Source organism: Parabacteroides sp. An277, from assembly GCF_002159645.1.
Taxonomy (GTDB): domain Bacteria; phylum Bacteroidota; class Bacteroidia; order Bacteroidales; family Tannerellaceae; genus Parabacteroides.
Window position 1 is genome coordinate 20,984 of record NZ_NFJB01000028.1, and the last position, 21,610, is coordinate 42,593.

At 48.0% G+C, this 21,610-nt stretch carries 16 protein-coding genes; 6 read left to right on the plus strand and 10 right to left on the minus strand.

Going from position 1 to position 21,610, the window contains the following annotated elements; all coding sequences use genetic code 11:
- The first annotated feature begins 23 nt into the window (after window positions 1-23).
- From B5F77_RS11440 to B5F77_RS11455, 4 genes are read left to right on the plus strand one after another with little or no spacing between them, the layout of a single operon-like run.
- The gene (locus tag B5F77_RS11440) at window positions 24-1,412 is read left to right on the plus strand and encodes a TolC family protein (protein ID WP_162607991.1); all 1,389 of its coding nucleotides are present in this window, start codon (window positions 24-26) and stop codon (window positions 1,410-1,412) included.
- A gap of 15 nt (window positions 1,413-1,427) precedes the next feature.
- Entirely contained in the window at window positions 1,428-2,429 is a 1,002-nt protein-coding gene (locus tag B5F77_RS11445; RefSeq protein WP_087330870.1) for an efflux RND transporter periplasmic adaptor subunit, read from the plus strand.
- A gap of 6 nt (window positions 2,430-2,435) precedes the next feature.
- Window positions 2,436-3,614, plus strand: a complete 1,179-nt coding sequence (locus B5F77_RS11450; RefSeq protein ID WP_087330872.1) for an ABC transporter permease — start codon at window positions 2,436-2,438, stop codon at window positions 3,612-3,614.
- A gap of 15 nt (window positions 3,615-3,629) precedes the next feature.
- On the plus strand, window positions 3,630-4,865 hold the full coding sequence (locus B5F77_RS11455) for an ABC transporter permease (RefSeq protein ID WP_087330875.1): 1,236 nt from the start codon (window positions 3,630-3,632) through the stop codon (window positions 4,863-4,865).
- A gap of 137 nt (window positions 4,866-5,002) precedes the next feature.
- On the opposite strand, the gene B5F77_RS11460 is transcribed toward B5F77_RS11455, so the two are convergent.
- Window positions 5,003-5,713, minus strand: coding sequence for a methyltransferase (locus B5F77_RS11460; protein WP_087330877.1), 711 nt, complete (start codon window positions 5,711-5,713; stop codon window positions 5,003-5,005).
- Between the two features lie 126 nt (window positions 5,714-5,839).
- Here B5F77_RS11460 and lon point away from each other — a divergent pair, with 126 nt between their 5' ends.
- The gene (gene lon / locus B5F77_RS11465; RefSeq protein ID WP_087330879.1) at window positions 5,840-8,302 is read left to right on the plus strand and encodes an endopeptidase La; all 2,463 of its coding nucleotides are present in this window, start codon (window positions 5,840-5,842) and stop codon (window positions 8,300-8,302) included.
- A 43-nt stretch (window positions 8,303-8,345) separates the two neighbouring features.
- On the opposite strand, the gene B5F77_RS11470 is transcribed toward lon, so the two are convergent.
- Both B5F77_RS11470 and B5F77_RS11475 read right to left on the minus strand, forming a co-directional pair.
- A complete protein-coding gene (locus B5F77_RS11470) occupies window positions 8,346-9,263 on the minus strand; it encodes an EFR1 family ferrodoxin (RefSeq protein WP_087330904.1) in 918 nt (305 codons plus the stop codon).
- Complete coding sequence (locus tag B5F77_RS11475) at window positions 9,263-10,111, minus strand: aldo/keto reductase (protein WP_087330881.1); 849 nt, start codon at window positions 10,109-10,111, stop codon at window positions 9,263-9,265. Before B5F77_RS11475 ends, B5F77_RS11470 begins: the two co-directional genes overlap by 1 nt.
- 641 nt (window positions 10,112-10,752) lie before the next feature.
- Here B5F77_RS11475 and B5F77_RS11480 point away from each other — a divergent pair.
- Window positions 10,753-11,658 carry an AraC family transcriptional regulator gene (locus tag B5F77_RS11480; RefSeq protein ID WP_087330883.1) on the plus strand — a complete coding sequence of 302 codons (906 nt, stop codon included), beginning with the start codon at window positions 10,753-10,755 and terminating at the stop codon, window positions 11,656-11,658.
- 92 nt (window positions 11,659-11,750) lie between these two features.
- Here the strand turns inward: B5F77_RS11480 and B5F77_RS11485 are convergent, their stop codons facing one another.
- The 7 genes from B5F77_RS11485 to B5F77_RS15600 form a co-directional block, all read right to left on the minus strand.
- Window positions 11,751-17,411 carry a hypothetical protein gene (locus B5F77_RS11485; RefSeq protein WP_087330885.1) on the minus strand — a complete coding sequence of 1,887 codons (5,661 nt, stop codon included), beginning with the start codon at window positions 17,409-17,411 and terminating at the stop codon, window positions 11,751-11,753.
- Between the two features lie 351 nt (window positions 17,412-17,762).
- Window positions 17,763-18,104 carry a type II toxin-antitoxin system RelE/ParE family toxin gene (locus B5F77_RS11490; RefSeq protein WP_087330888.1) on the minus strand — a complete coding sequence of 114 codons (342 nt, stop codon included), beginning with the start codon at window positions 18,102-18,104 and terminating at the stop codon, window positions 17,763-17,765.
- Window positions 18,101-18,310 (minus strand): hypothetical protein, encoded by a 210-nt coding sequence (locus tag B5F77_RS11495; RefSeq protein WP_087330890.1) that lies wholly within the window; start codon window positions 18,308-18,310, stop codon window positions 18,101-18,103. Before B5F77_RS11495 ends, B5F77_RS11490 begins: the two co-directional genes overlap by 4 nt.
- A 265-nt stretch (window positions 18,311-18,575) precedes the next feature.
- On the minus strand, window positions 18,576-18,998 hold the full coding sequence (locus tag B5F77_RS11500) for a hypothetical protein (protein ID WP_140392869.1): 423 nt from the start codon (window positions 18,996-18,998) through the stop codon (window positions 18,576-18,578).
- Window positions 18,955-19,935, minus strand: coding sequence for a fimbrial protein (locus B5F77_RS11505; RefSeq protein WP_087330894.1), 981 nt, complete (start codon window positions 19,933-19,935; stop codon window positions 18,955-18,957). Before B5F77_RS11505 ends, B5F77_RS11500 begins: the two co-directional genes overlap by 44 nt.
- Before the next feature lie 10 nt (window positions 19,936-19,945).
- Window positions 19,946-20,941 carry a FimB/Mfa2 family fimbrial subunit gene (locus B5F77_RS11510; protein WP_087330896.1) on the minus strand — a complete coding sequence of 332 codons (996 nt, stop codon included), beginning with the start codon at window positions 20,939-20,941 and terminating at the stop codon, window positions 19,946-19,948.
- A gap of 55 nt (window positions 20,942-20,996) precedes the next feature.
- Window positions 20,997-21,610: fimbria major subunit (locus tag B5F77_RS15600; RefSeq protein ID WP_204244971.1), on the minus strand; the 614-nt coding region annotated here is incomplete at its 5' end.

Here is a 21,610-nt window from a genome sequence, read left to right on the forward strand (position 1 = left end):
AAAAATAGGATATAGCAATGAAATTGAAACGAATGATTGTAGGCAGCCTTTTAGTATGGCTGGCGGGCCTGTCCGCAGGGGCGCAAGAGGCATTGACGCTGGAAGCATGTCGGGATTTGGCCGTCCGGAACAACAAAGAGCTGCAAATCGCTACCGAAAAGATACGGGTGGCGGGCGAAGAAAAGAAGGCGGCGCGGACGAAATATTTCCCGCAGCTATCGGCCAATGGCGCTTACCTGTGGAACCAAAAGGATTTGAATCTGCTGGATATGGGAAAACTGAACAGCCTGTTGGCTTCGTCGTTGGGCGGATTGGCGGAATTGCCCGCTATCCAACAGGCCATGGGGGCTGTGGGCGAGGCACAACATCTGGACATTCAAAATGTCTGGGTGGGGAATGTATCGTTGGTGCAGCCGGTGTTTATGGGCGGAAAGATTGTGACTTACAACCAGATTACCCATTACACCCAAGAGTTGGCCAAGCTGATGAATGCCCAACAGCTTCAAGACTTGCTTTATAAAACGGACGAAACCTATTGGCAGGTGGTCCAGTTGGTGAACAAGAAGAAACTGGTGGATGCCTATGTCGATTTGCTTCGCAAGACGAACGCGGATGTGGCTGCCTTGATTGAAGAGGGGGTGGCGACGGAAGCAGACGGGCTTTCCGTCAAAGTGAAGCTAAATGAAGCGGAAATGGCGCAGACACAAGTGGACAATGGGTTGGCACTCTCGCGGATGTTGTTGGCGCAATTGTGCGGTCTTCCGATAGACAAGCCGCTGCGGTTGGCGGACGAGACATTGGATGATTTCCCGCTTCCGCCAGCGGAGGAGACGGCTGATGTGAATGAGGCATTCCTGAACCGGAATGAATTGCAAGCCCTCGACCTTGCTTCGAAGATTTATAAGAAGAAGGAGCGGATTGTGCTGGCGGATTTGTTGCCCAGCGTAGCGTTCTCGGCCAATTATTTGGTGACAAACCCCAACGTGTTCCATGGTTTTAAAAATGATTTTGGCGGGATGTTTAATGTCGGTGTTATCGTGCGCGTCCCGATTACGGCTTGGTGGGAAGGAAGCTATAAGCGGAATGCTGCCCGGGCAGAGACGCGCATCAAGCAGTTGGAATGGGAGGATGCGCGCGAGAAGATAGAGCTGCAAGTTCACCAATCTGTTTATAAAGTGAATGAAGCAGGGAAGAAGCTGACGGCCTCTGCCCGGAATATGGAAAGCGCGGAAGAGAATTTGCGGTGTGCGAACCTGGGTTTCGAGGAGGGCGTGATTCCTACGTTGAATCTGATGGAGGCGCAAACAGCCTGGATGTCGGCTCGTTCGGCTCTTATCGACGCGCAAATCGAGGCACGGTTGGCACGGGTTTATTTAAACAAAGCATTAGGAAAAGATTTACAAACAAAATAAAAACAGGCAAAGACGATGAATGGAAAGAAATACGCAGTAAGCAATATGATGCTTACGTTTGGAATCGTATTAGCAGCGGTATTATTGGTGGCATTGGCAGGGTTCTTCTTGCTGACTCCGCCGGAAGAGTATATCATGGGACAAGCCGAAGCGACGACGGTGCGCGTCTCGGGAAAGGTGCCGGGACGCATCGCTTCGTATCGTTTTAACGAAGGCGACAAGGTGAAAGCGGGGGATACGTTGGTGTTTTTGGAGACACCTGAAGTCCAGGCCAAATTGCAACAGGTAGAGGCGTTGAAAGCTGCGGCAGAAGCGCAACATGCCAAAGCGATGAAGGGTGCCCGCGAACAAGAAGTAACGGCGGCTTACGAGATATGGCAAAAAGCACAGGCGGGATTGGTCATTGCGCAGAAATCCTACGACCGCGTCCGGAATCTGTACGAAAAAGGAGTCATGTCTGCTCAAAAGAAAGACGAGGCGGAAGCCAACTACCAGGCGATGGTGGCTACCGAGAAGGCTGCCCGTTCGCAATATGAAATGGCGAAAGAGGGTGCTCGCAAAGAGGATAAAGCCGCTGCAGCCGCTTTGGTCAATCAGGCAAGTGGCGCGGTAGCAGAAGTGGAATCGTATGTAGAGGAGGGAGCTTTGGTAGCTCCGATAGATGGCGAAATTATCGAGCGCTTTCCAGAGGTGGGTGAGTTGGTAGGTACCGGAGCCCCCATCATGCATATTGCCGACATGAACGACATGTGGGTATCATTCAGCATGCGGGAGGATTTGCTGGCGAACATTCGTATCGGGAACGAGATAAAGGCTTTTGTCCCGGCTTTAGGTAATCAGGAAATCCGATTGAAAGTGTATTATATGAAAGACATGGGGACGTATGCTGCCTGGAAAGCGACGAAAACGGCCGGGCAATATGATGCGAAGACCTTTGAGGTGCGTGCGCGTCCGGTGGAACGGGTTGAAGGTTTGCGTCCGGGAATGTCTGTCATTTTGAAAGGGTTTAAGAAATAAATAGCAATGACCATACGTGATACGATACAGAGCATAGGAAGCATTGCATGGCGGGAATGCATCCGGATAGCGTCGAAGCCCATTTATTTATTCACCATGGTGATAGCTCCGATTGTGAGTCTGGTTTTTTTCCTCTCATTAATGCGCAACGGGCTACCGACGGATTTGCCCATCGCCGTGGTCGACGAGGATAACTCTTCGACCTCGCGGACGCTTATCCGGCAGCTGGATGCTTTCGAACAGACGAAAGTGGCCATGCTGACTCCCTCTTTCTCCGACGCGCGAAAGGAGTTGCAGAAAGGGACGGTCTACGGCATCTTTTATATCCCGGAGGATTTCGAGCAGTTGGCTTCGACCGGGAAACAGCCGAAGTTGTCTTATTATACCAATGGGGCCTACCTGATTGCCGGTTCGCTGTTGTTTCGAGACATGAAGACGATTGCGACGTTGGCTAATGCGTCGGTAGGTTTGCAAACTGGCATGGCGAAGGGCATGACGGAGGCAGAACTCATGGGACAGTTGCAGCCAATCGTTATCGATACGCACGCTATCGGGAATCCTTGGTTGAACTATTCGATTTATTTGAACAATACCCTCTTGCCGGGCGTGTTGCAATTGGTGATTTTCATGGTGACGGTGTTTAGTATCGGTTCGGAAATCAAAGAGGGGAGCGCGCGCCGGTGGCTGAGCATGGGGCGCCAATCGCTGGGAGTGAGCGTCGTCGGGAAGTTGTTGCCTCATACGGTTGTGTTTACGTTGATGGGCTTTCTCTTTTGCGCTGTCCTTTATGGATTTAATTCTTTCCCGTTGCAGAGCGGATGGGCACCTATGTTGGTCGCGATATTGTTTTTAGTGATGGCGTCGCAGGCGGTGGGCGTCTTCATGATTGGCACGCTGCCCACTTTGCGGTTGGGGTTGAGCTTTGCTTGCCTCTTCGGGATGATTGCCTTTTCGATTGTGGGCTTTTCCTATCCGCTGCCGGCGATGGATCCGACGTTGCAAGCCTTGGGGCGTCTGTTCCCTTTGCGCCATTACTTTTTGATTTACGTGGATCAAGCGCTCAACGGACGGGCGATCTATTATTCACTTAGCGAGTATGCCTGGCTGTTGGGATTCTTGGTGCTGCCATTCTTGGTGGGAAAGAATCTGAAGCGGGCGTTGCTTTATTTCAATTATATTCCATGAAAGGAGGGATTGGGTATGAAACGAATGTTTGATTTTGTAAAGGATGCCCTTCGCGACCTGTTTTTTATCTGGCGCGAAGAGCTGAAGTCTGTCTTTAAAGACGAGGGCGTGCTGATTTTCTTCTTCCTGGTTCCCTTGGCCTATCCGGTGTTGTATTCTTTTATATATAATAATGAGGTGGTACACGAGGCGAAGCTGGTCGTAGTGGATGCAGATGGTTCGCCTCTGAGTCGCGAGTTTATCCGCCGGGTAGATGCTGCTTCGGAAGTGAAAGTGGTGCAGCGGGCTGCTGATATGGACGAGGCGAGGCGATGGGTCGATTCGAAAAAGGCATTCGGTATCCTGTCGCTCCCGGAGAGCTTCAGCCGCGACCTCCATGCGGGACGGCAGGCGACGGTCTCGCTCTATAGCGACATGAGCGCGTTGCTCTATTATAAAGCTTTTTTGCTGACGGCCACGGAGGTGTCGCTCGATATGGGCGCCGAATGGACCGCGCGAAATCATCCTCAAAGTTCCGAACAGTTGCAGGCCATCGCGGTGAGGCCCATCCCTTCGGAATCGATCGTATTGTTTAATACGCAAAATGGCTTTGCCAGTTTCTTGGTGCCTGCGATTTTGGTATTGGTCATCCAACAAACCTTGATATTGGGCGTCGGCATGAGCGGTGGGACGGCGCGCGAACGGAACCGCTTCCATACGCTTGTCCCCCTGATGAAACATTACCACGGGACGCTACGCATCGTGGCGGGCAAGAGCTTGGCCTACCTGTTGCTCTATGTGTTTGTCTCTTTGTGGGTGTTTATCCTCGTGCCGCGTTTCTTCTCGCTCCCGCAAATCGGGCAGCCGCTGGACGCTTTGCTGTTCTTGCTCCCTTACCTGTTGGCGTGCATCTTCTTTGCGATGACGCTTTCGGTGTTTGTGCGGGATCGCGAATCGCCAATGTTGCTTTTCGTCTTCACTTCCGTCATTTTGGTCTTTATCTCCGGTATTTCGTGGCCGATGTATGCCGTACCTCCCTTCTGGAAGGCGGCGGGGTATCTCTTTCCTTCGACATCCGGCATCCAGGGCTTTGTGAAAATCAACACGATGGGCGCGACGCTGGACGATGTGGCGCACGAATACCGCACGCTTTGGATACAGACGGGCATTTACTTCCTCGCGGCCTGTGCCGTATACCGGTATCAAATCTTTGCCAGTCGCAAACGGCTCATCGCGCGGTATCGGGAGATGAAAGCGGCTTCCGGGCAGTAATTCATATCCCTCCGCCGGTGTGGTGATATAAGTTCAATTCTCTTCATATCCCTCCGCCGGTGTGGTGATATAAGTTTAATCCTCTTCATATCCCTCGGCTGGTGTGGTGATATGAAATAGAAAGTCGGCCACATGCCTCAGAGGTAAAAGGGCGCGACGAGGGTGGCAAATTCCTCGGTGTAGCAGCGCGGCTCCTGTTCGATTGTCAAGCGGGTGGGGAGGGTGCCCTGCCTTTGGCGCGAGAGGCTTACCAACAGCCGTTTGGGTTGCGACGTCGGGGTCGGGTACACGTGCGTCTCGCGGTTCATGAAAAGCCCTTCATGAAAAGCCACCTCTTGCAGGCGTTCGCGCTGGCTGAACGGCAGGATGAGATGCAGCGACCCTTCGTCGGCCAGGAGCCGGTGGCTGTCGGCCAGGAGCCGGTGGAGCGGGAGCGAGTCGGTATGGCGCGCCAAGGTCCGTTTCCGGTCGGGGCATTTCAGCGAATCGACAAAAAAAGGCGGGTTTGAGACGATGCAGTCGTAAGCCTGTATTCCGGCCTGTTCGTCGGCAAAGCGAGCCAAGTCGGCCTGTACGACGCGGATTTTCTCAGCGAAAGGGGAGCGAGCCACGTTTTCGCGGGCTTGCAGGCAAGCATCGGCATCGATGTCGAGCGCGTCGATGAGGGCGTCGGTCCGCTGGGCCAGCATGAGGGCGATGAGTCCCGTCCCGCAGCCGATGTCCAAAATGCGCTTTGTTCCTTGGCAAGCACACCAAGCCCCAAGGAGGACGCCGTCGGTACCCACTTTCATGGCACATTTGTCGTGCCAGACGGTAAATTGTTTGAATTTGAAGTACGGATTTGACATATTCTTTCGATTGTTGCGTGCAAAATTAGCATAGATTCTCTATTTTTTCGTACCTTTGGCGGCGATTTATTGGAAATGTGTTTAGAAAAGCAGTTTATTCCTTGTAAATAACAACTATAGTAGCGTATGAAGACGAAGAAAAATAGATACTCAGCTATTTCCCTGTTTGACAATCTGGAAGAACCGGTTGGAATCGTGGTGCCTATCCTGACGGATTGCGATGCCGATGAAGATTTCTCGTATGGCATGGATAAGGTAGGCGACGAGCTGCCCATTCTGCCGCTTCGAAACCTGGTGCTTTTCCCCGGCGTAGCTATGCCTATCATTATCGGAAGGGAAAAATCCATGAATTTGATAAAGGAGTGTGCCAAGCGGAAAACGTTGGTGGGCGTGGTGTGCCAGCGAGACGTGGATATCGAAGAACCGGTCCGCGCGGATTTGTACGATACGGGCGTAGTAGCCGAAATCATTCGTGTGCTGGATATGCCAGACGGCTCCACAACGGTTATTTTACAAGGGAAGAAACGCCTCGTATTGCACGATTTGACGCAGGAGGAACCTTATCTGCGGGGAACGATTTCGTTGCTGGAAGATAAGATGCCGAAGGTACAAGACAAGGAATTCAAAGCGTTAATCGCTGCCAACAAGGACCTGATGCTTAAGATGCTGATGACGGCTGCCGAACCGCAACGGGAAATTGTCTTCTCGCTGAAGAACAACCGGAACGCCATGTATGTGGTCAATTTCGGATGTGCGAATTTAGTCCCAGATAACGCCGAGCGGCAATTGCTCCTCGAAATAGACGACGTGAAAAGCCGTGCCTATAAGTTGCTTTCGTTCCTGAACCGGGAGAACCAGCTCTTGGAATTGAAGGCCAATATCCAAATGAAGACGCAAGAGGATTTAGATAAGCAGCAAAAAGAATATTTCCTCCAGCAACAAATAAAAACCATCCAAGAAGAGTTAGGCGGAAATGCAAGCGACCACGACGTGCAAGAGCTGAAAGAAAAAGCGCGCCAGAAGAAATGGCCCGCCTCGGTCGGCGAGACCTTCGAGAAGGAATTGCATAAGTTGCAACGTCTGCACCCGCAATCGCCGGATTATTCGGTGCAGATGCAATACGTGGAAACCATCGTCAATCTCCCGTGGGAGACCTACTCGACGGATAATTTCAACCTCGCCCATGCGCGTCGCATCTTGGATCGTGACCATTACGGATTGGAGAAGGTGAAGGAGCGCATCATCGAGCATTTGGCCGTACTGAAGCTGAAACAAGACATGAAATCGCCTATCTTATGTTTGTATGGACCTCCGGGTGTAGGTAAAACTTCGTTAGGTAAGTCTATCGCCGAGGCGTTGGGACGGAAATACGTGCGAATGTCGTTGGGTGGTTTGCATGACGAGGCGGAGATTCGAGGACATCGCCGGACTTATATTGGAGCCATGTGCGGACGGGTCATCCAGAACCTCCAGAAGGCAGGCTCTTCGAATCCGGTCTTTGTATTGGATGAAATAGACAAGGTGGCGAGTGAATTTAAAGGAGATCCGGCCTCGGCACTGCTCGAAGTTCTGGACCCAGAACAGAATTCGACTTTCCACGACAACTATCTCGATATCGATTACGACCTGAGCCACGTGATGTTTATCGCGACGGCCAACAACTTGAATACGATATCCCAACCACTCCTCGACCGTATGGAGCTGATTGAGGTAAGTGGTTATATTCAAGAAGAAAAAGTGGAAATTGCTGCCAAACATCTTATTCCGAAAGAGGCTGAAGCGCATGGATTAGGGAAAAAGGAGGTGAAGTTTCCTAAGAAAACGATCCAAGCCATTATCGAATCCTATACGCGGGAAAGTGGTGTGCGCGAATTGGATAAGAAAATCGCGAAGATTATGCGTAAGTTGGCCTATAAAAAAGCATCAGATGATGTGTGTCCTGCGCAGATTAAGCCAGAAGATTTACATGAATATTTGGGAGCTGTTGAATATACGCGGGACAAATACCAGGGAAATGCGTATGCTGGTGTCGTGACGGGATTGGCATGGACTGCCGTCGGAGGTGAAATCCTTTTCGTCGAGACCAGCCTGAGTAAAGGAAAAGGTAGTAAACTGACCTTAACCGGAAATTTGGGTGATGTCATGAAAGAATCTGCCATGCTTGCCCTTGAATACATTCATGCTCACGCAACTCAATTTCAAATTCCGGAAGAGATGTTTGAAAATTGGAATGTCCATATCCACGTCCCCGAAGGGGCTATCCCTAAAGACGGACCGAGTGCCGGTATTACGATGGTTACGTCGCTCGTCTCGGCCTTCACGCAGCGGAAAGTACGGGCTAACCTTGCGATGACGGGTGAAATTACGCTCCGTGGCAAAGTGTTGCCCGTGGGTGGTATTCGCGAGAAGATATTAGCTGCCAAGCGTGCCGGTATTGACGACATTATCCTCTGCGTAGAGAATCGCAAAGATATTGAAGAAATCAAGCCGGAATACCTTAAAGGTATGACATTCCATTATGTGGACGATATCCAAGAAGTTATTCGCCTAGCTCTATTGGATGAAAAAGTAGAGCATCCGCTCTTCTAATTCTCAGCTATTGTAGTATTAACAATCCCTTTCTGTATCCTTCTCATTGCCGATTACTTTCCTTGATGCTCCACAGCGACACATGTTCGTTGCGGTAGCGGGCGTTGGGGTTCACTTCCTTCATTTGCTTGAAGAGGATGGCTTTCTGCGGGCAGTTGTGGATGCAGGCAAAGCAGAACTCACAATCGCCTTTTGTCTTTACCCCCGTGGATGTCAGTTCGTAATTGCCACGCGGACATACCTCGGTGCAGATTCCGCAGCCGATGCAAGCATCTGTGATAGTAAAGGCATCCTGGCTATGCAGCAGGAAACCCGTTTCCGGATTTACGCCCGATGCCTGCAGGAATCCGGCATGCTGTTGCCGTTCCAGTTCCGTCACCGGTTCGTGCCAACGGCGCTGTGCAGCCAGGTCGGTGCGGATGCGTTCCAGGCTTTCGGGGATGTGCTTGTCTATCTTGATTTGCTCGTTCATATCGAAGTTAGGCAGCCAGTTGTCCACCATAATCATCGTGGTGATGTAGTCGAAGGGACAGCCAGCCTTTCGGGAAACGTCGTCCCATATCTCGACGGAACTGCATTTGCGGTTGCCGTAGGTCAGGATGGCAAACTTGTATCCGGCTTCCAAGTGTGCTTTTTTGATGAACTCCCGCACCATATTGGGCGGCATGTGCCCGTAGACGGGATAGACAATGCCGATTTCGTCTGCCTCGAACGTATAACGGCCTTGCTTCACCAGTTGCGGGATACTGAGCAGTTCGGTGTGTTCGTCTGCCAGTTGGCGGGCTACATAGAGGCAGTTGCCTGTCCCTGTGAAATAGAGGATGATGCGTTTCTTTGTCTTGTTTTCGCACGCAGTCAGGGCCGGCATACCCATACAGGCGGCTCCTGCAACGAGCAGCCCCATCCGTTTGAGGGCGGAGCGACGGGAGATACCCTTGTTGTTGTCTTTATCCATATTCATCATTTGCTCTTTCCATAATCACAAAGCCACTTCACCGTCTGCGGGTCGTAGTGCGAGAAGAACAGGCTGTGACCCAAGTCCAACTGGCGGATGCGCTGCATATCCTCGTCGCTCAGGCTAAAGTCGAACACATGGATGTTCTGCTCCATGCGTTCCTTGCGGACGGATTTCGGGATGACGATAACACCGCGCTGGAGGAGGTAGCGCAGGGCGGTCTGCGCCGCGCTCTTGTTATACTTGGCGCCGATGGCAATCAGTGTTTCGTTGCCGAAGAAGTTGTTGCGTCCCTCGGCGAACGGTCCCCACGACATGATGTGCGTGCCGTATTGCTGCATAATCTTTTGTGCTTCTATCTGTTGGTTGAATACGTGCGTCTCCACCTGATTGACCATCGGGGGAATCTCGCTGAATTCTGCCAAGTCAATGAAGCGGTCGGGATAGAAGTTCGACACGCCGATGGCACGCAGCTTGCCTGCCTTGTAGGCTTCCTCCATGGCCCGCCATGTGCCATAGTAATCATTGAAGGGTTGATGGATAAGCAGCAGGTCAATGTAATCGGTCTGCAGTTTGCGGAGCGACTCGTCGATGCTGGCCTTCGCCCGCTCATATCCGGCATTGGAAATCCATACCTTGGTGACAATGAACAGCTCTTCGCGGGGCACTCCGCAGGCGCGGATAGCATTGCCCACATTCTGCTCGTTAAAGTAAGCCTGCGCCGTATCTATCATCCGATAACCCACGCTGATGGCGTCCCTAACGCACCGCTCGCATTCCGACGGTGATACCTGATATACTCCATAACCCAACTGCGGCATTTCTACGCCGTTTCTCAATTTTACAGTTTCCATATTCGTTGATGTATTAGTTAAATTTCTGATGCAAAGTTACGTTGGCAGAGCTTCTATGTCCATACACAGATTACGGAAAGGAACACCCATTTCACCGAATTTCCGGAAATAACCCGGACAAGAGCTCTTGAAGATTTTGGGCACTGTGGAGGCCCTTCCACGGCACTTATTCTGCCGAAGAAGCCCCGTCCGAGGCTCGGATAGTGCTTAAAATTCTCAAGAAGCGTTATCCGAGGCTCGGACGGTACTAATTCTGTAGGATTGGCGTTGTCGGAGATATTGGCTCCAAATGTTAAGAGACCTTAGGTCGGACATGAGGCTACCTCAAGTCCGACCTGAGCGTATCTCATGTCCGGGGTGAGATAGGCTCACTTCCGGAGGCATCTATCATCGGCTTTCTTCAATTCCCGATGGGAAATAGCAGCCTTTCGCTTTTTCCAGTGCCTGCTCCAGGTCGGCAAGCAAATCCTCGATATGCTCTGTCAATCCACCCTTCGGCATTCATCTCTCCTTGTCCCTCAGGTAGCCGCAAACCCATTTCACCGAATTTTATACCGATTTTACTGAAATACCTGTCGCGAAGTAATGTCTTTCAGAAGATTTCTGTATTTTTGAGCAAACAAATTAAAATGTGAACAAGTATGGGTGAAATATTGGATTTGAAGACGATACATGACTACAACAAGTTTCTCGGTCTGGAGACACTGAACCCGCTGGTGGGCTTCGTCGATTTCTCGAAGGTGGAGGTGCTCCCACACCGCTGCAAATGCTTCGGTTTCTATGCCATCTTCCTGAAGGAGAAGATTCACGGGCCTATCACTTATGGACGCAGCAAGTACGACTATCAGGAAGGTACATTGGTGTTCATTGCCCCCGGACAGGTAGGAGGCATCAACGATGGCGGCGAGACACTGCATCCGCAAGGTTATGCCCTGTTGTTCCATCCCGACCTTATCCGGGGTACGTCGCTGGCACGGAAGATGAAGGATTATACTTTCTTTTCTTACGAAGTGAACGAAGCCCTGCACATGTCGGAACGCGAACGGCAGACCGTCTTCAACTGCTTCAATGAAATAGAAGAAGAACTGCGGCATGCCATTGACAAGCACAGCCGGAGCATCATCGTGTCCAATATAGAGGTCCTGCTCAACCATTGCCTCCGGTTCTACGACCGCCAGTTCGCTACTCGCGAAGCCATCAATTCGGATGTCCTCACCCGCTTCGAATCCTTGCTGGGCAGTTATTTCGACTCTACTAAACCGGAAGAACTTGGGCTTCCGTCCGTTGCCTGGTGTGCCGACCAGCTTCACCTCTCCGCCAATTACTTTGGTGACCTTGTGAAGAAGCAGACGGGCAAATCTGCCATCGAGTATATCCATTTCGCCGTTATCAGCAGGGTGAAAGACCGTCTGCTGGAAACGAACAAGACCGTCAGCGAAATTGCCTACGAGGTGGGGTTCCAATATCCGCATCACCTGAGTCGGATGTTTAAGAAGGTGGCTGGATGTACACCGAATGAGTATAGAGTGCAAGGAAGAATGGGGTGATCCGGATGTGACTCCGGAATAGGAAAAGGGGACGGTTCGGCAGTAAATTGCCGTTAAACCGTCCCCTTTTATGATGATTTGTATGGGATGTGTTATCGCACCACTACTTTCTCCGTCTGGGTCTCACCGCTTGCGTTTTGGGCTGTGATAAGGTAGATGCCATCCGGGAGGTAGAGTTCGAAGCTGCATACACCGGCTTTCGTATGCTTTACTTGTGCGCCGTTCATCGTATAGACCCGGATGTCCTTGAGCGGTACGTTCGACGTCACCATCACCCGGTTGCCCGACAGCGTGTAGATTTGGATGTCGCTCGTCTCGATGACCTCGTTTGCCGTCGGTGTACCGGCGCGGAGGAAGTAACGGCCGCTGGTGCTGGCGGGTATCGTCAGCGTTGTCCCCTCATGGAGCGGAGTTTCCGTTTTCTTCTCGGCATCGTAGAGCGTCGCGCTGCTGAAGTGGTTCAGTCCCTCGAACGACAATGTGACCATCTCCGTGCTATTCCCATAGATGCCCACCGGAATATTATAGAGTTCCGAAGTCCGGTTGATACTCGTCGCCATCGTTCCGGCAACGGTATAGATTGTCGGCACATCGCTCAGGTTCGAATCCAGGAACAGCTCCGCATCCTCGCTCGTCTCATACGTTGCTTTTGCCGTTGCATCGTAGGCAATCGCCGCCCGGCTTGTCTTGCCGTCTGCCGTTTTTGCCGTTAGGATGAGGGCGTTGGTGTTTGTGTTGCTATCCTCTGTTTCACCTAAGACTTGCATATCTTTGGTAAAGGTTACAGATACAGGTTCTGTTGCATTATCTGCTTTCCGTACAAAGAAGGAGCGGAGAGGCGGAACAAGAGGCGCTGTGGTAGAACCGGTCGTTATCCAATCGTTCTCTGAAACAGAAATAATATTCTGCACACCATCTTCATCGTTAAACCAATAAGCACTACCTACACCGTCATTCTCATTAAGGAATGCTTTCATATCCAGATGTGCCATAAATGGGTTGCCGATTAGGTAGTATTGGTTATCGCCACTCAGTGTTACCGTATGCAACGGTGTTGTTCCTGTCGCATCTGAGGCAGGTGTTATTTGCAACTTACCTGCATTCTTTCTGGAATCTGGCATACTACCATTATTACTATTCTCTGAAGGTGTAAGCTGGTTATCATCTCCTACCGTATAATAACTATAGGAATTATCTGCTTTCGGCAAACGGAAAATAGCATTTTCTACTTCTTTTCCTTCTACACTTGGCATATCCAGCACTTTCAACGAGAAACCTTCGCCCGGTTTGTATTCATCATATACATTATTATATACTGCGCTCCAGTTTCCTGCAACAGCACGTTCGCCTGTATCACCAGTACCAACACCAACCATCGTAGCACCTGAACCTTTCCATCCACGTTGATAAACGGAAGGCTTAATACGGCTATTGGTATTATCGTAGCCGTTTGGATTAGAATCTTCATAATCTTTTTTATCAAAGTAGATATTTGAGAAATATTCTTGTTCTTCCGTTCCTTTATCACTATCCGTATAGAAATCCCCAGCTACTACGCCTTGCAGCGGAGAGGCCAATGTATGCCATTGGTTGCTTTCCAGCTTATAATCTACCCACGCCTTTTCGTAAGTCAGCAACTCGGCATGAAGCATCTCGGCATTTGGCTCGAAGTGGATTTGGTCTACTTCGTTGGTGTAGTAGGGTTCGCAATCGTAGTTTGTACCATCATCTGCTAACTTCACCATCAAATCGTATTCGATGTTTGTGGTAGCTGAACCGGTTACGCCTGTTCCTTCAGTTGTCTCTAAGTTCAGAATTGGATGTGTTCCTGTTCCGGCGGTAGCTGCATACAATTCAACCTGCTTATCTGTCGGAATTGTTACTTGCGTGAACTTCATTGGGACGTAGCCTTGATGCGTTTTCGTATAATCTGTATAATCATTCCCTTTCTTTAATTCATCCTTCTTGGAACGTACCCAGTTGTCATCATTATTCCAGTTAGCATCAGCATCACCTACCCACTTTTGATATTCGGGGACAACTTTCATGGTTACCAATAAGTTTCCAAAGCAAGAACCTCCGTTATCATCTTCTGTGTCATTATCGTTATTATTATCTTGTTCCTCAAAATGCACATCAAAAGTATAATAATACCCTTCGCGAGGTGTAAACTTAAACGTTGTTACTCCATCGGGCATCAATGTACCTGTTTGTTCTGTCAAATTGAATTGAAGCTTCATTACGTCTGTAGCTTCATAAGTATTTCCAGTTCGAGTTTGGGCATATAATGAAACTAATTTACCAATGCTATACTCATGCCTATCAAAATCAGGGTCGGCGAATATCGCACTTAATGCCGGGTCATTCGAATAACGTAAGAACAGTTCGTGTTCACTTTCATTCGCCATCATTTTTAATGTAACATTTCCATCTCCATTTGCAGGTTGAGCATTCCGAAGCGGGATATTTATCGTTACATCATTCGTTGTATTTTCTGCTGGCACATAAGCTTTCTCTATTTGCTCTAATCCAACGCGGAACACAGGGTCGTTAGTCCATTCACTTGGATAGGTAACATCATTGAAACCTACATCCAATTTCGGAGAATCGCCTTCCGTATCCAGATTCAAAAAAATTGGATTCCAGCAGAATATAGCAGTCTTTAATTCTTCATTGTTTTCAAATTGACTTTCTATGTTAATCGGTTTAATAACCAAATTCAATCCATTTTCTTGAATGCGGATTTGTCGGCGAGATTGGTGCAATACCAAACGAGTATTTAACATACCTGTCCCTTGTTCATTCAATAATTTGAGAAGTAAATTACGATGCTCTGTAGTAAATACTTCTGTTGCCTGCTCTGCATCTGTAATATTTGTAGCATCAGGATATTCTTCTCTAAAATATTCCAATGCTTCGGCAATTGTTGGTTCACCATCACTCTGAGGTTCTTCATATTCAGTTTGTGTCCCAAAGAACCAATCGAAATACACAGTTCCATAGCGTTCTTCATCGTACTTTATTGGATCATTACTTCCCGTACGATAATACATCATCTGAATACCAAAATCAAATACCTGACCGGCGCAATAGGTACGCACATCTTCATTTCCTATTACTTCGCCATTAATCTTTATCGAATTCCATCCCGTAACGCTGAAATTACTTCGGATTGCGCAATCTCCATCCGGATTATCAAACGTTGGCCACCCGGATTCATCTTGGTTTTCTGTACCATCGCCAGTAGGTTTATGGTCTCTCATCAACAACCAATAGCCACGCAAAGGCGTTAATTCCGCTTGGATATCTACTGTTATTTGTCGTTCCTCGTTCTCATCTTCGCCTCCTCTTCTGTAAAAGCCATATAGAGCAGGCTCTCCTGTTCCCGCAATATTATTATCTGCTGCTAAATTATCTTTGCCATCTGTATATTTTTCATTCTTATCGAAGTTCCAGTAATAATAAAGCGTACCGTACTGTTCATTGTATCCATTTTCTTCCTCAGCATTTCCTATATAGACTGCTGCATATTTTATGGCTTCATTTATATCGCTTGTTTCAGCATACTTCTCCCGATACAGCAACGTATCAATGAAACAGAAATCAATACCATCTACAGCATTCTCATTCTCCTGATATTGGTCTCCTCCTAAACGGGAATAAAGTTGTTCCCAGTTCAGGCTAATGTTTACCATTGTCCTCTCATCGCAGCTTACCCTTTTCTGGGTTGCGGTGGCTGTCGGACGTGCCATATACACTTGTATCTTATCGAGTTGCAAATCGGCACCGGTTGTTCCGGAACTGACGTTATCCAACTGCAAGCAATATTCGTTGTAATAAATATCGCTTGAACCATTGATAAAAGAGAAATAGACCTGTTGCCATTCATCTTTATGCGTAATTTGTCCGGAGTTATGGCTATAGATAGTTTGCCATTGGTTATCTCCCTCATTCCTTCCCATGATGGAGAAGCGGATACCCACATCGGTATTTGTTAAGTCTCCTGCAACAATTCCTCCAGATGGAGAATTAACCAACGCTGTAACGAACAGCTCCGCTCCGGCGCAAAGGGTATTGCGGAAAGGCAACTGAGCGATAACACCGGGACGATCGGAAAGGTCGGCTTGCATAAAGTATGTGTCGCCTTCGTATTTAGGGGTTTGACTATGGGCAAATCCATAATATCCCCATACGGGAGTATTAGATTCATAAAGTGTAAGTACGTCTTTGTTCAAAGTCGCATTATCACTATATGCTCTATGTGGTCCGCCATCATGAAATCCATACGAGGAAGCCTCCCAAGGCATAGGAAAATGATAATATTGGTTTCCGTCTTCTCCATATTGATTCCCGATAACAGGGTCATAATCAAAATTCAATTCTGTAAGCAAGTCATATCTGGAACTTAAATAGTCTTCCGTTCTATTAGGATAAAACGTTCGCAAATTTGGCATTTCCACCAACTCCGTCCCTTCATCAAAGATAAGGGTGTACTTGATTAGGTTGTTATTGTATGTATGACCATTCCCTAAAGTCATATTTTTTGTGACCCTAATTTCTACAGACGTACCATCTGGAATCTCTTGGTCTGGATAAATGATATGAAAGAAACGATCTCGGTCATCTAACTGGATTTCATTTGCTGGCTCAGTTATATTATCACCATCTCTTTTCGCTAATTGTATCCTGGCTGCGTTATTTGCATCAACATAAACAGTTATTTCATCATTCTGCATCGCATAACCAAGATCCAAAGTTTCCACCGGTACCTTATAATTCTGCGCATCCATACGCAAGCCTACTATCTCCGGTGTATTATTACTGACATGCTTTGTTGGGAAATGAATGGTATATTCCGCCACGAAAGGTTTCTCTCCCGTTATCTCTTCGTTCTGTTCGTACAGTTTTCTTCGATATAAGAAATCATCATTCTCATCAGTTACGTCATCCGGCCTTTGAATTGAGCGGATATAATAAATCAGACGATGGCCGATAGTTGGTTCATAGCAGTTCTGTTGTCCTTCTAGTTGGCCGTTGGGCATAAACGCCCCATATGTTGTCCCTTGATCAGATTCTACCGATACAAATTCCTTATCTCCATAATCCATATAGATAGAGACATCACAAGCAACTATAAACTCATCTTCATAATTCTCCGCATCTATTCTTGGATAGCTAAATCGAACACCATATAAACTATTATGATTAAATTGATCTGTCAAAGGATTCCCCACATAACCATTTTGTAGACGATAAAATATGCCATTACTTCCTACTGGTCGTAACAAGTCATTTATCACATTACCACTAGCATTCGTTTGGACAAATGTCCCATCTGTCTTATAATTATACCAACGCTGATACGTTTTATTATTGGAAGAAAAAATCTCTATTCTTCCTTCTTGGCGAACACTTACATCCGGAGAATAAAGCGTAACAGTTTGCCCCGGATAAACATATATCGTATCAACCGTTTGATGAGCAGGCTGGATTTTTATATCACCTCCTATTGTAAAAAAAGGCACTTCATCTGTATCCTCAAACCGGTCTAAATCCGTATTTACTCCCTTCCTCAAATCATGCCATTTGGTCGGGCCATAACCATTATCGAGCCCTTCTGTCTTATGGATGATAGTATAATCCTCATAATTTGTCTTCCAATATTCTGTATAACTCTGCCCCCAAGCCACGCCAATAGAGCCGGCGAGGAACAGCAAGGGCACGATTAGTTTGTATAGTTTATTTGTTTTCATTTCCGTGTTATTTAAAGTATTGTTATTTAATCTATTGTCTTATGAAAAAGCGGTGCGTGGGTGAAGGCTCTCCGAGTGGGTTTCGACACCTATAGGAACCCCTGTTCAGGAGGCTGCCCGCGCGGCACGTTTTTCCGTTGTTTTGGTGTTGTGTCGTTCCGTCTTTTTCGAAGGAAGGGGAGAAAAATGAGAGGCTGTATCATAATGGGTATATAGCACACAGATTACACGGATTAGACAGATAACCACAGATTTATTTAATTATAAATCAATAAAAAAGAATCTGCGATCATCTGTTAAATCTGCGTCATCTGTGTGCCATTTTCTATTTTGACACAGCTCCATGTCCTTTTACAGTAAGTTATTCCTTTTCAATATCTCTTTAAGTTCAGCTTCAGTAACGTTGTTCTGATCAGACTTATCATAGATATAGACAAGGTAAATATGCGTTTCTTCGATGGCCACTATTATCGTATAGGTGACAACCCTTAGGCCGCCACGTTTTCCTTTGCCTTTCGAAACCACGCCCATGCGGATTTTTCGCATGTTGTTTCCTAATGAAGTACCTAACGCCGGATTGGCTTCCAAGCTATCCAACAATCTTTCATAGTCCTCAACGAAAGAGGCGTAACGCTTTTTCAGGCGTTTGGCTGCTTTCATGAATTGGGATAATGGTTTGATAGTGTACTTCATATCGCATCTTCTTTTCGTAATTCCTCTAAAAACTCACGGGCAGAGAGGCGGCATTCCCGTTTGCCTTTCCGAACCAATTTCAGTTCTTCTAAAGCCTCACTGAATTCAGTCAGAACCTCTTCTTTCGAAAGTACCGATTCATTCTTTCCATAGATGCGTGTGGATGCCTTCTTGTTGCGCTCCGCAGGTCTCATCGTCGTGTCCATACTTGTTTCTCCTATTATTAGTTAAGATGCCGCAAAGATACGTTTTTTCGGTGAAATACTTGCCTGTGGATGAATGGAAAAATACATCAACTTACCCTTTCTGCTTCTCCGCGAAGCAGACGTTTTTTGACACAACATGTTCGATTTATCTCCGAAGGAAACGCCTTTCCTCCGGTTGCCGTTCGTTAGGGCGGCTTGTCCGGAATCCGTGCAGGCGTTGCTTCGCGCCAAGATTGTTTTGTATTTCCTTTCATGCTTCTTTCTTTTAGAGTTCGATGATGATGGGGGATGCTTCTGAGGAGGTGGAGCGGGTCCATTCCGTATCGCCTAATTCTCGAACATGGATAGTTACATCAAATTCGAGGTTTTTATCATCATAATGAGCAATCAGATGCAATGATACACTACCTGTCGGAAGAGCCGTAATCTTATCACTTGTAATGGATAAACCGCCATTTGAATCACTTTCGACTTCAAGATCTTCTTCTAATCTTCCATCTTTTGTATAAGTCCAAGTAACTCCTGTCGGTGTATCTTGAGAATTGTTATCCTTTAATTTGATAGTCATTTCAACATTACTGCAACCTTCTGGTAAACTTACGGTGTAACCATTAATTCCTTTGGATATATCTACAGGAAATGGTTCAGTACCGATAGCCGCTAAATAACATGTTCCTGTAATTTGCAATCGATAGTCTGTAATGTTGTACTATTAATGGGACGATTCGATTGCGTGGCACATCGAACGCATAAGCTCCTCTTCGTACTTTACCTTCTTCATCAGTAAAAGTAAAATCGAAAGTTTCTTTGTTGGTAGGAGTTGATTCGTGAAGATAGAACTCGTCATAAAAGTCTCCTTTTACTGTTGTTGTGAACTCGCCTTCAGTCCATTCCATTTCTTCAAATTGGATATCATCCCATGTCCAAGGAGAAAAATCAGCTTCTTCAGGAACAGCTACTTTATCTTCTCCTATTCGGAACAAATTCGTTGAATGTGGTAGAAAATGATGAATGGTTAAAGAAGAAGTACCTGAAGCATGCGTTTCTTGTTTTTCTTTACGTTCATCAATGATGGTAACATTCATCTTAGCAACCATGCAAACAAGCTCTATACTATATGTCTTTTGTGTAGTAGTTACATTCCAGGTGTCATAAGCAGACATGGGAATATGTTTGTGTTCTAAAACATGATCAATAGCACTTCGTGGCAATTCAATGGAAGGATCATCAATGATTGATTGAATATCTTCTTCACTATATTCCTCTTCCAGATTAGCTAAAGCATATACTGTTTTGGAACCAGTAGTTAATGTTGTAGTGAATGATATTTCTTCTGGATTTTTTCCATCAGTTTCTTCCCAAGATAAAGTCTCTTCGATATTACCGCTACTGTTTACAATATATATGTCTAATGAATGTATCTTCTTTTCTTCATCTAATTCATCTGCATGATGTGCATCGTTATCATCCGTCCGCGTACTCAACCCATCCTTCTCCAATCCCAGCCGAATCGTGACGGGCACAGTCTCCTGGTTTTCCGTCCCCGGCGTCTCGTCCGCCTCGCAACCGAAGAGGGAGAGGAGGGGCAGGAGGGCGAGGTATTTTATGTATTTGTCGTATCTCATAACGCGCCTCCTATCTTCCTAAGTTGACATCATCCAAGCGGATGGTCCAGTCGTTGACAATGATTTCGAGGCAATGCGCCGTGCCGCCCGTCGTGTCGAGATAGAGCATGATGACATATTCATCCTGCCGGTCGAGGTACTCCTGCGCTGTCATATCGTGCGACTCCATCTTCGTAAGTAGCAAGAGGTCGGTCAGGCTTACGTGGAGGAAAGGTTCCGCCTCGCCTTGGTGGGTGATGGCGAGCGACGTCTCCGTACCGTCCAGGAGACGGAGTGTATTCAGTTCGGCGCACACGGCTTGGTAAGCGGTGTTGCCGTTCGTATCCTCCACCGTCTCCACGCCCTGATAGTAGGGCTGCCAGGAGACGGTCTCGGTCGTAACCGGTTCGTTCTGGTAATCCAGGTCACTGTTCTGTGTGGTGGCGGAGATGGTGAAGTCATCTGCATTCAATCCTGTCCCGCTGTTGGCATCAATCAGGACGAACCGAATCTTATTCGTATTCTTGACGAGCAGGAACTCTGTGTCGGTCTCCCCGCCTTCCGGAATCGTCAGTTCCAACGAACCCTGGAAGAGGCCCAGGAGTTCGCGGTTCACCGTGCCGTCCTCCTGCTTGACAGCCATTTGCCAATCCGCCATCGGTTCACCCGCTTCCGGACGTGTCCAAGTATAATCCGTATCGTTCAGTCCCGCCCAAGCGAGCAGTTGGTAGGTGCCCGGCTCCAAGTCAAGCTGGATACGGTTCGATTCCAGTTCCGAGCCGGAGATAGTCTGCGAGCGGAGGAACTGCCCCGCCTCGTCGTAGATGAAGAGTTCCACCTGTTTGGCTGTCTCCTGGTTGGTCATCTGCGGCACAAAGGCGTCGGCGGACAACATATTATAGGTATAAGAGAAATGCAGGTAGTGGTCGCACGGCTCGATGTCCTCGTGGATATAATCGCACGACGCCGCGCCCAACTGCATCAATGCCAGTAATGGCAACATTCGTAATGTATGATATAGTTTCATGTTTTATCAATGAATAATGAATAATTAAAAATTAAAAGTGCTCTTGGCTTTCCGTTTAGAGGAAGACATTCTCTCCAGGTAGAGTTGTCCAATCTTCAACCGTAACCACTACCTGGATACGGGCATCCTCCGGTTCCTCTGGATCCGGGTCTGGTGTGGGGTCAGGACCTGGGTCTGGTTCATCGGGATCGGGGTCTGGTGTAGGATCTGGATTATCCGGGTCTTCCGGTTCGTCCGGGTCAGGATTATCCGGTTCATCGGGTTCATCCGTCGGCTCTTCGGGCGGGAAGGGGACTTCATCGCCCAGTCCGTAGATGTTGGATACCAAGAGGCGGTAGATGTTGTTGCGGACAATGCCATACTCCATGATGCCATCCTCCGACGGGTCTTCATCGTCCGAATGACGCACGCGCCAGACGTAATAACAGAGGCCGTTATGGTATTCGCGCACCAAAGCGTTCGTTCCCTCGGCCGCCGCTTCCGCCTCTTCGCGGGTCGGGAAGATGTCGTCTCGGACGCGATAGAAGGTCTCGCCCTCTTCGTAGCCATCCGGCGTGTAACGGGCTTGGAAGACCACCATCGTGCGGTACGCGTCTACCTGCGCTTCGCGTCGCAAGGTGTTCTCCATTGTGTAGCCCAGACGGTACCAGTCGCCTGCCGGTTCGCCTT

Coding starts and splice junctions, on each gene's coding strand:
- B5F77_RS11445 (WP_087330870.1), top strand. CDS start 1,428: ATGAATGGAAAGAAATACGCAGTAAGCAATATGATGCTTACGTTTGGA.
- B5F77_RS11450 (WP_087330872.1), top strand. CDS start 2,436: ATGACCATACGTGATACGATACAGAGCATAGGAAGCATTGCATGGCGG.
- B5F77_RS11455 (WP_087330875.1), top strand. CDS start 3,630: ATGAAACGAATGTTTGATTTTGTAAAGGATGCCCTTCGCGACCTGTTT.
- B5F77_RS11460 (WP_087330877.1), bottom strand. CDS start 5,713: ATGTCAAATCCGTACTTCAAATTCAAACAATTTACCGTCTGGCACGAC.
- lon (WP_087330879.1), top strand. CDS start 5,840: ATGAAGACGAAGAAAAATAGATACTCAGCTATTTCCCTGTTTGACAAT.
- B5F77_RS11470 (WP_087330904.1), bottom strand. CDS start 9,263: ATGAATATGGATAAAGACAACAACAAGGGTATCTCCCGTCGCTCCGCC.
- B5F77_RS11475 (WP_087330881.1), bottom strand. CDS start 10,111: ATGGAAACTGTAAAATTGAGAAACGGCGTAGAAATGCCGCAGTTGGGT.
- B5F77_RS11480 (WP_087330883.1), top strand. CDS start 10,753: ATGGGTGAAATATTGGATTTGAAGACGATACATGACTACAACAAGTTT.
- B5F77_RS11485 (WP_087330885.1), bottom strand. CDS start 17,411: ATGAAAACAAATAAACTATACAAACTAATCGTGCCCTTGCTGTTCCTC.
- B5F77_RS11490 (WP_087330888.1), bottom strand. CDS start 18,104: ATGAAGTACACTATCAAACCATTATCCCAATTCATGAAAGCAGCCAAA.
- B5F77_RS11495 (WP_087330890.1), bottom strand. CDS start 18,310: ATGGACACGACGATGAGACCTGCGGAGCGCAACAAGAAGGCATCCACA.
- B5F77_RS11505 (WP_087330894.1), bottom strand. CDS start 19,935: ATGAGATACGACAAATACATAAAATACCTCGCCCTCCTGCCCCTCCTC.
- B5F77_RS11510 (WP_087330896.1), bottom strand. CDS start 20,941: ATGAAACTATATCATACATTACGAATGTTGCCATTACTGGCATTGATG.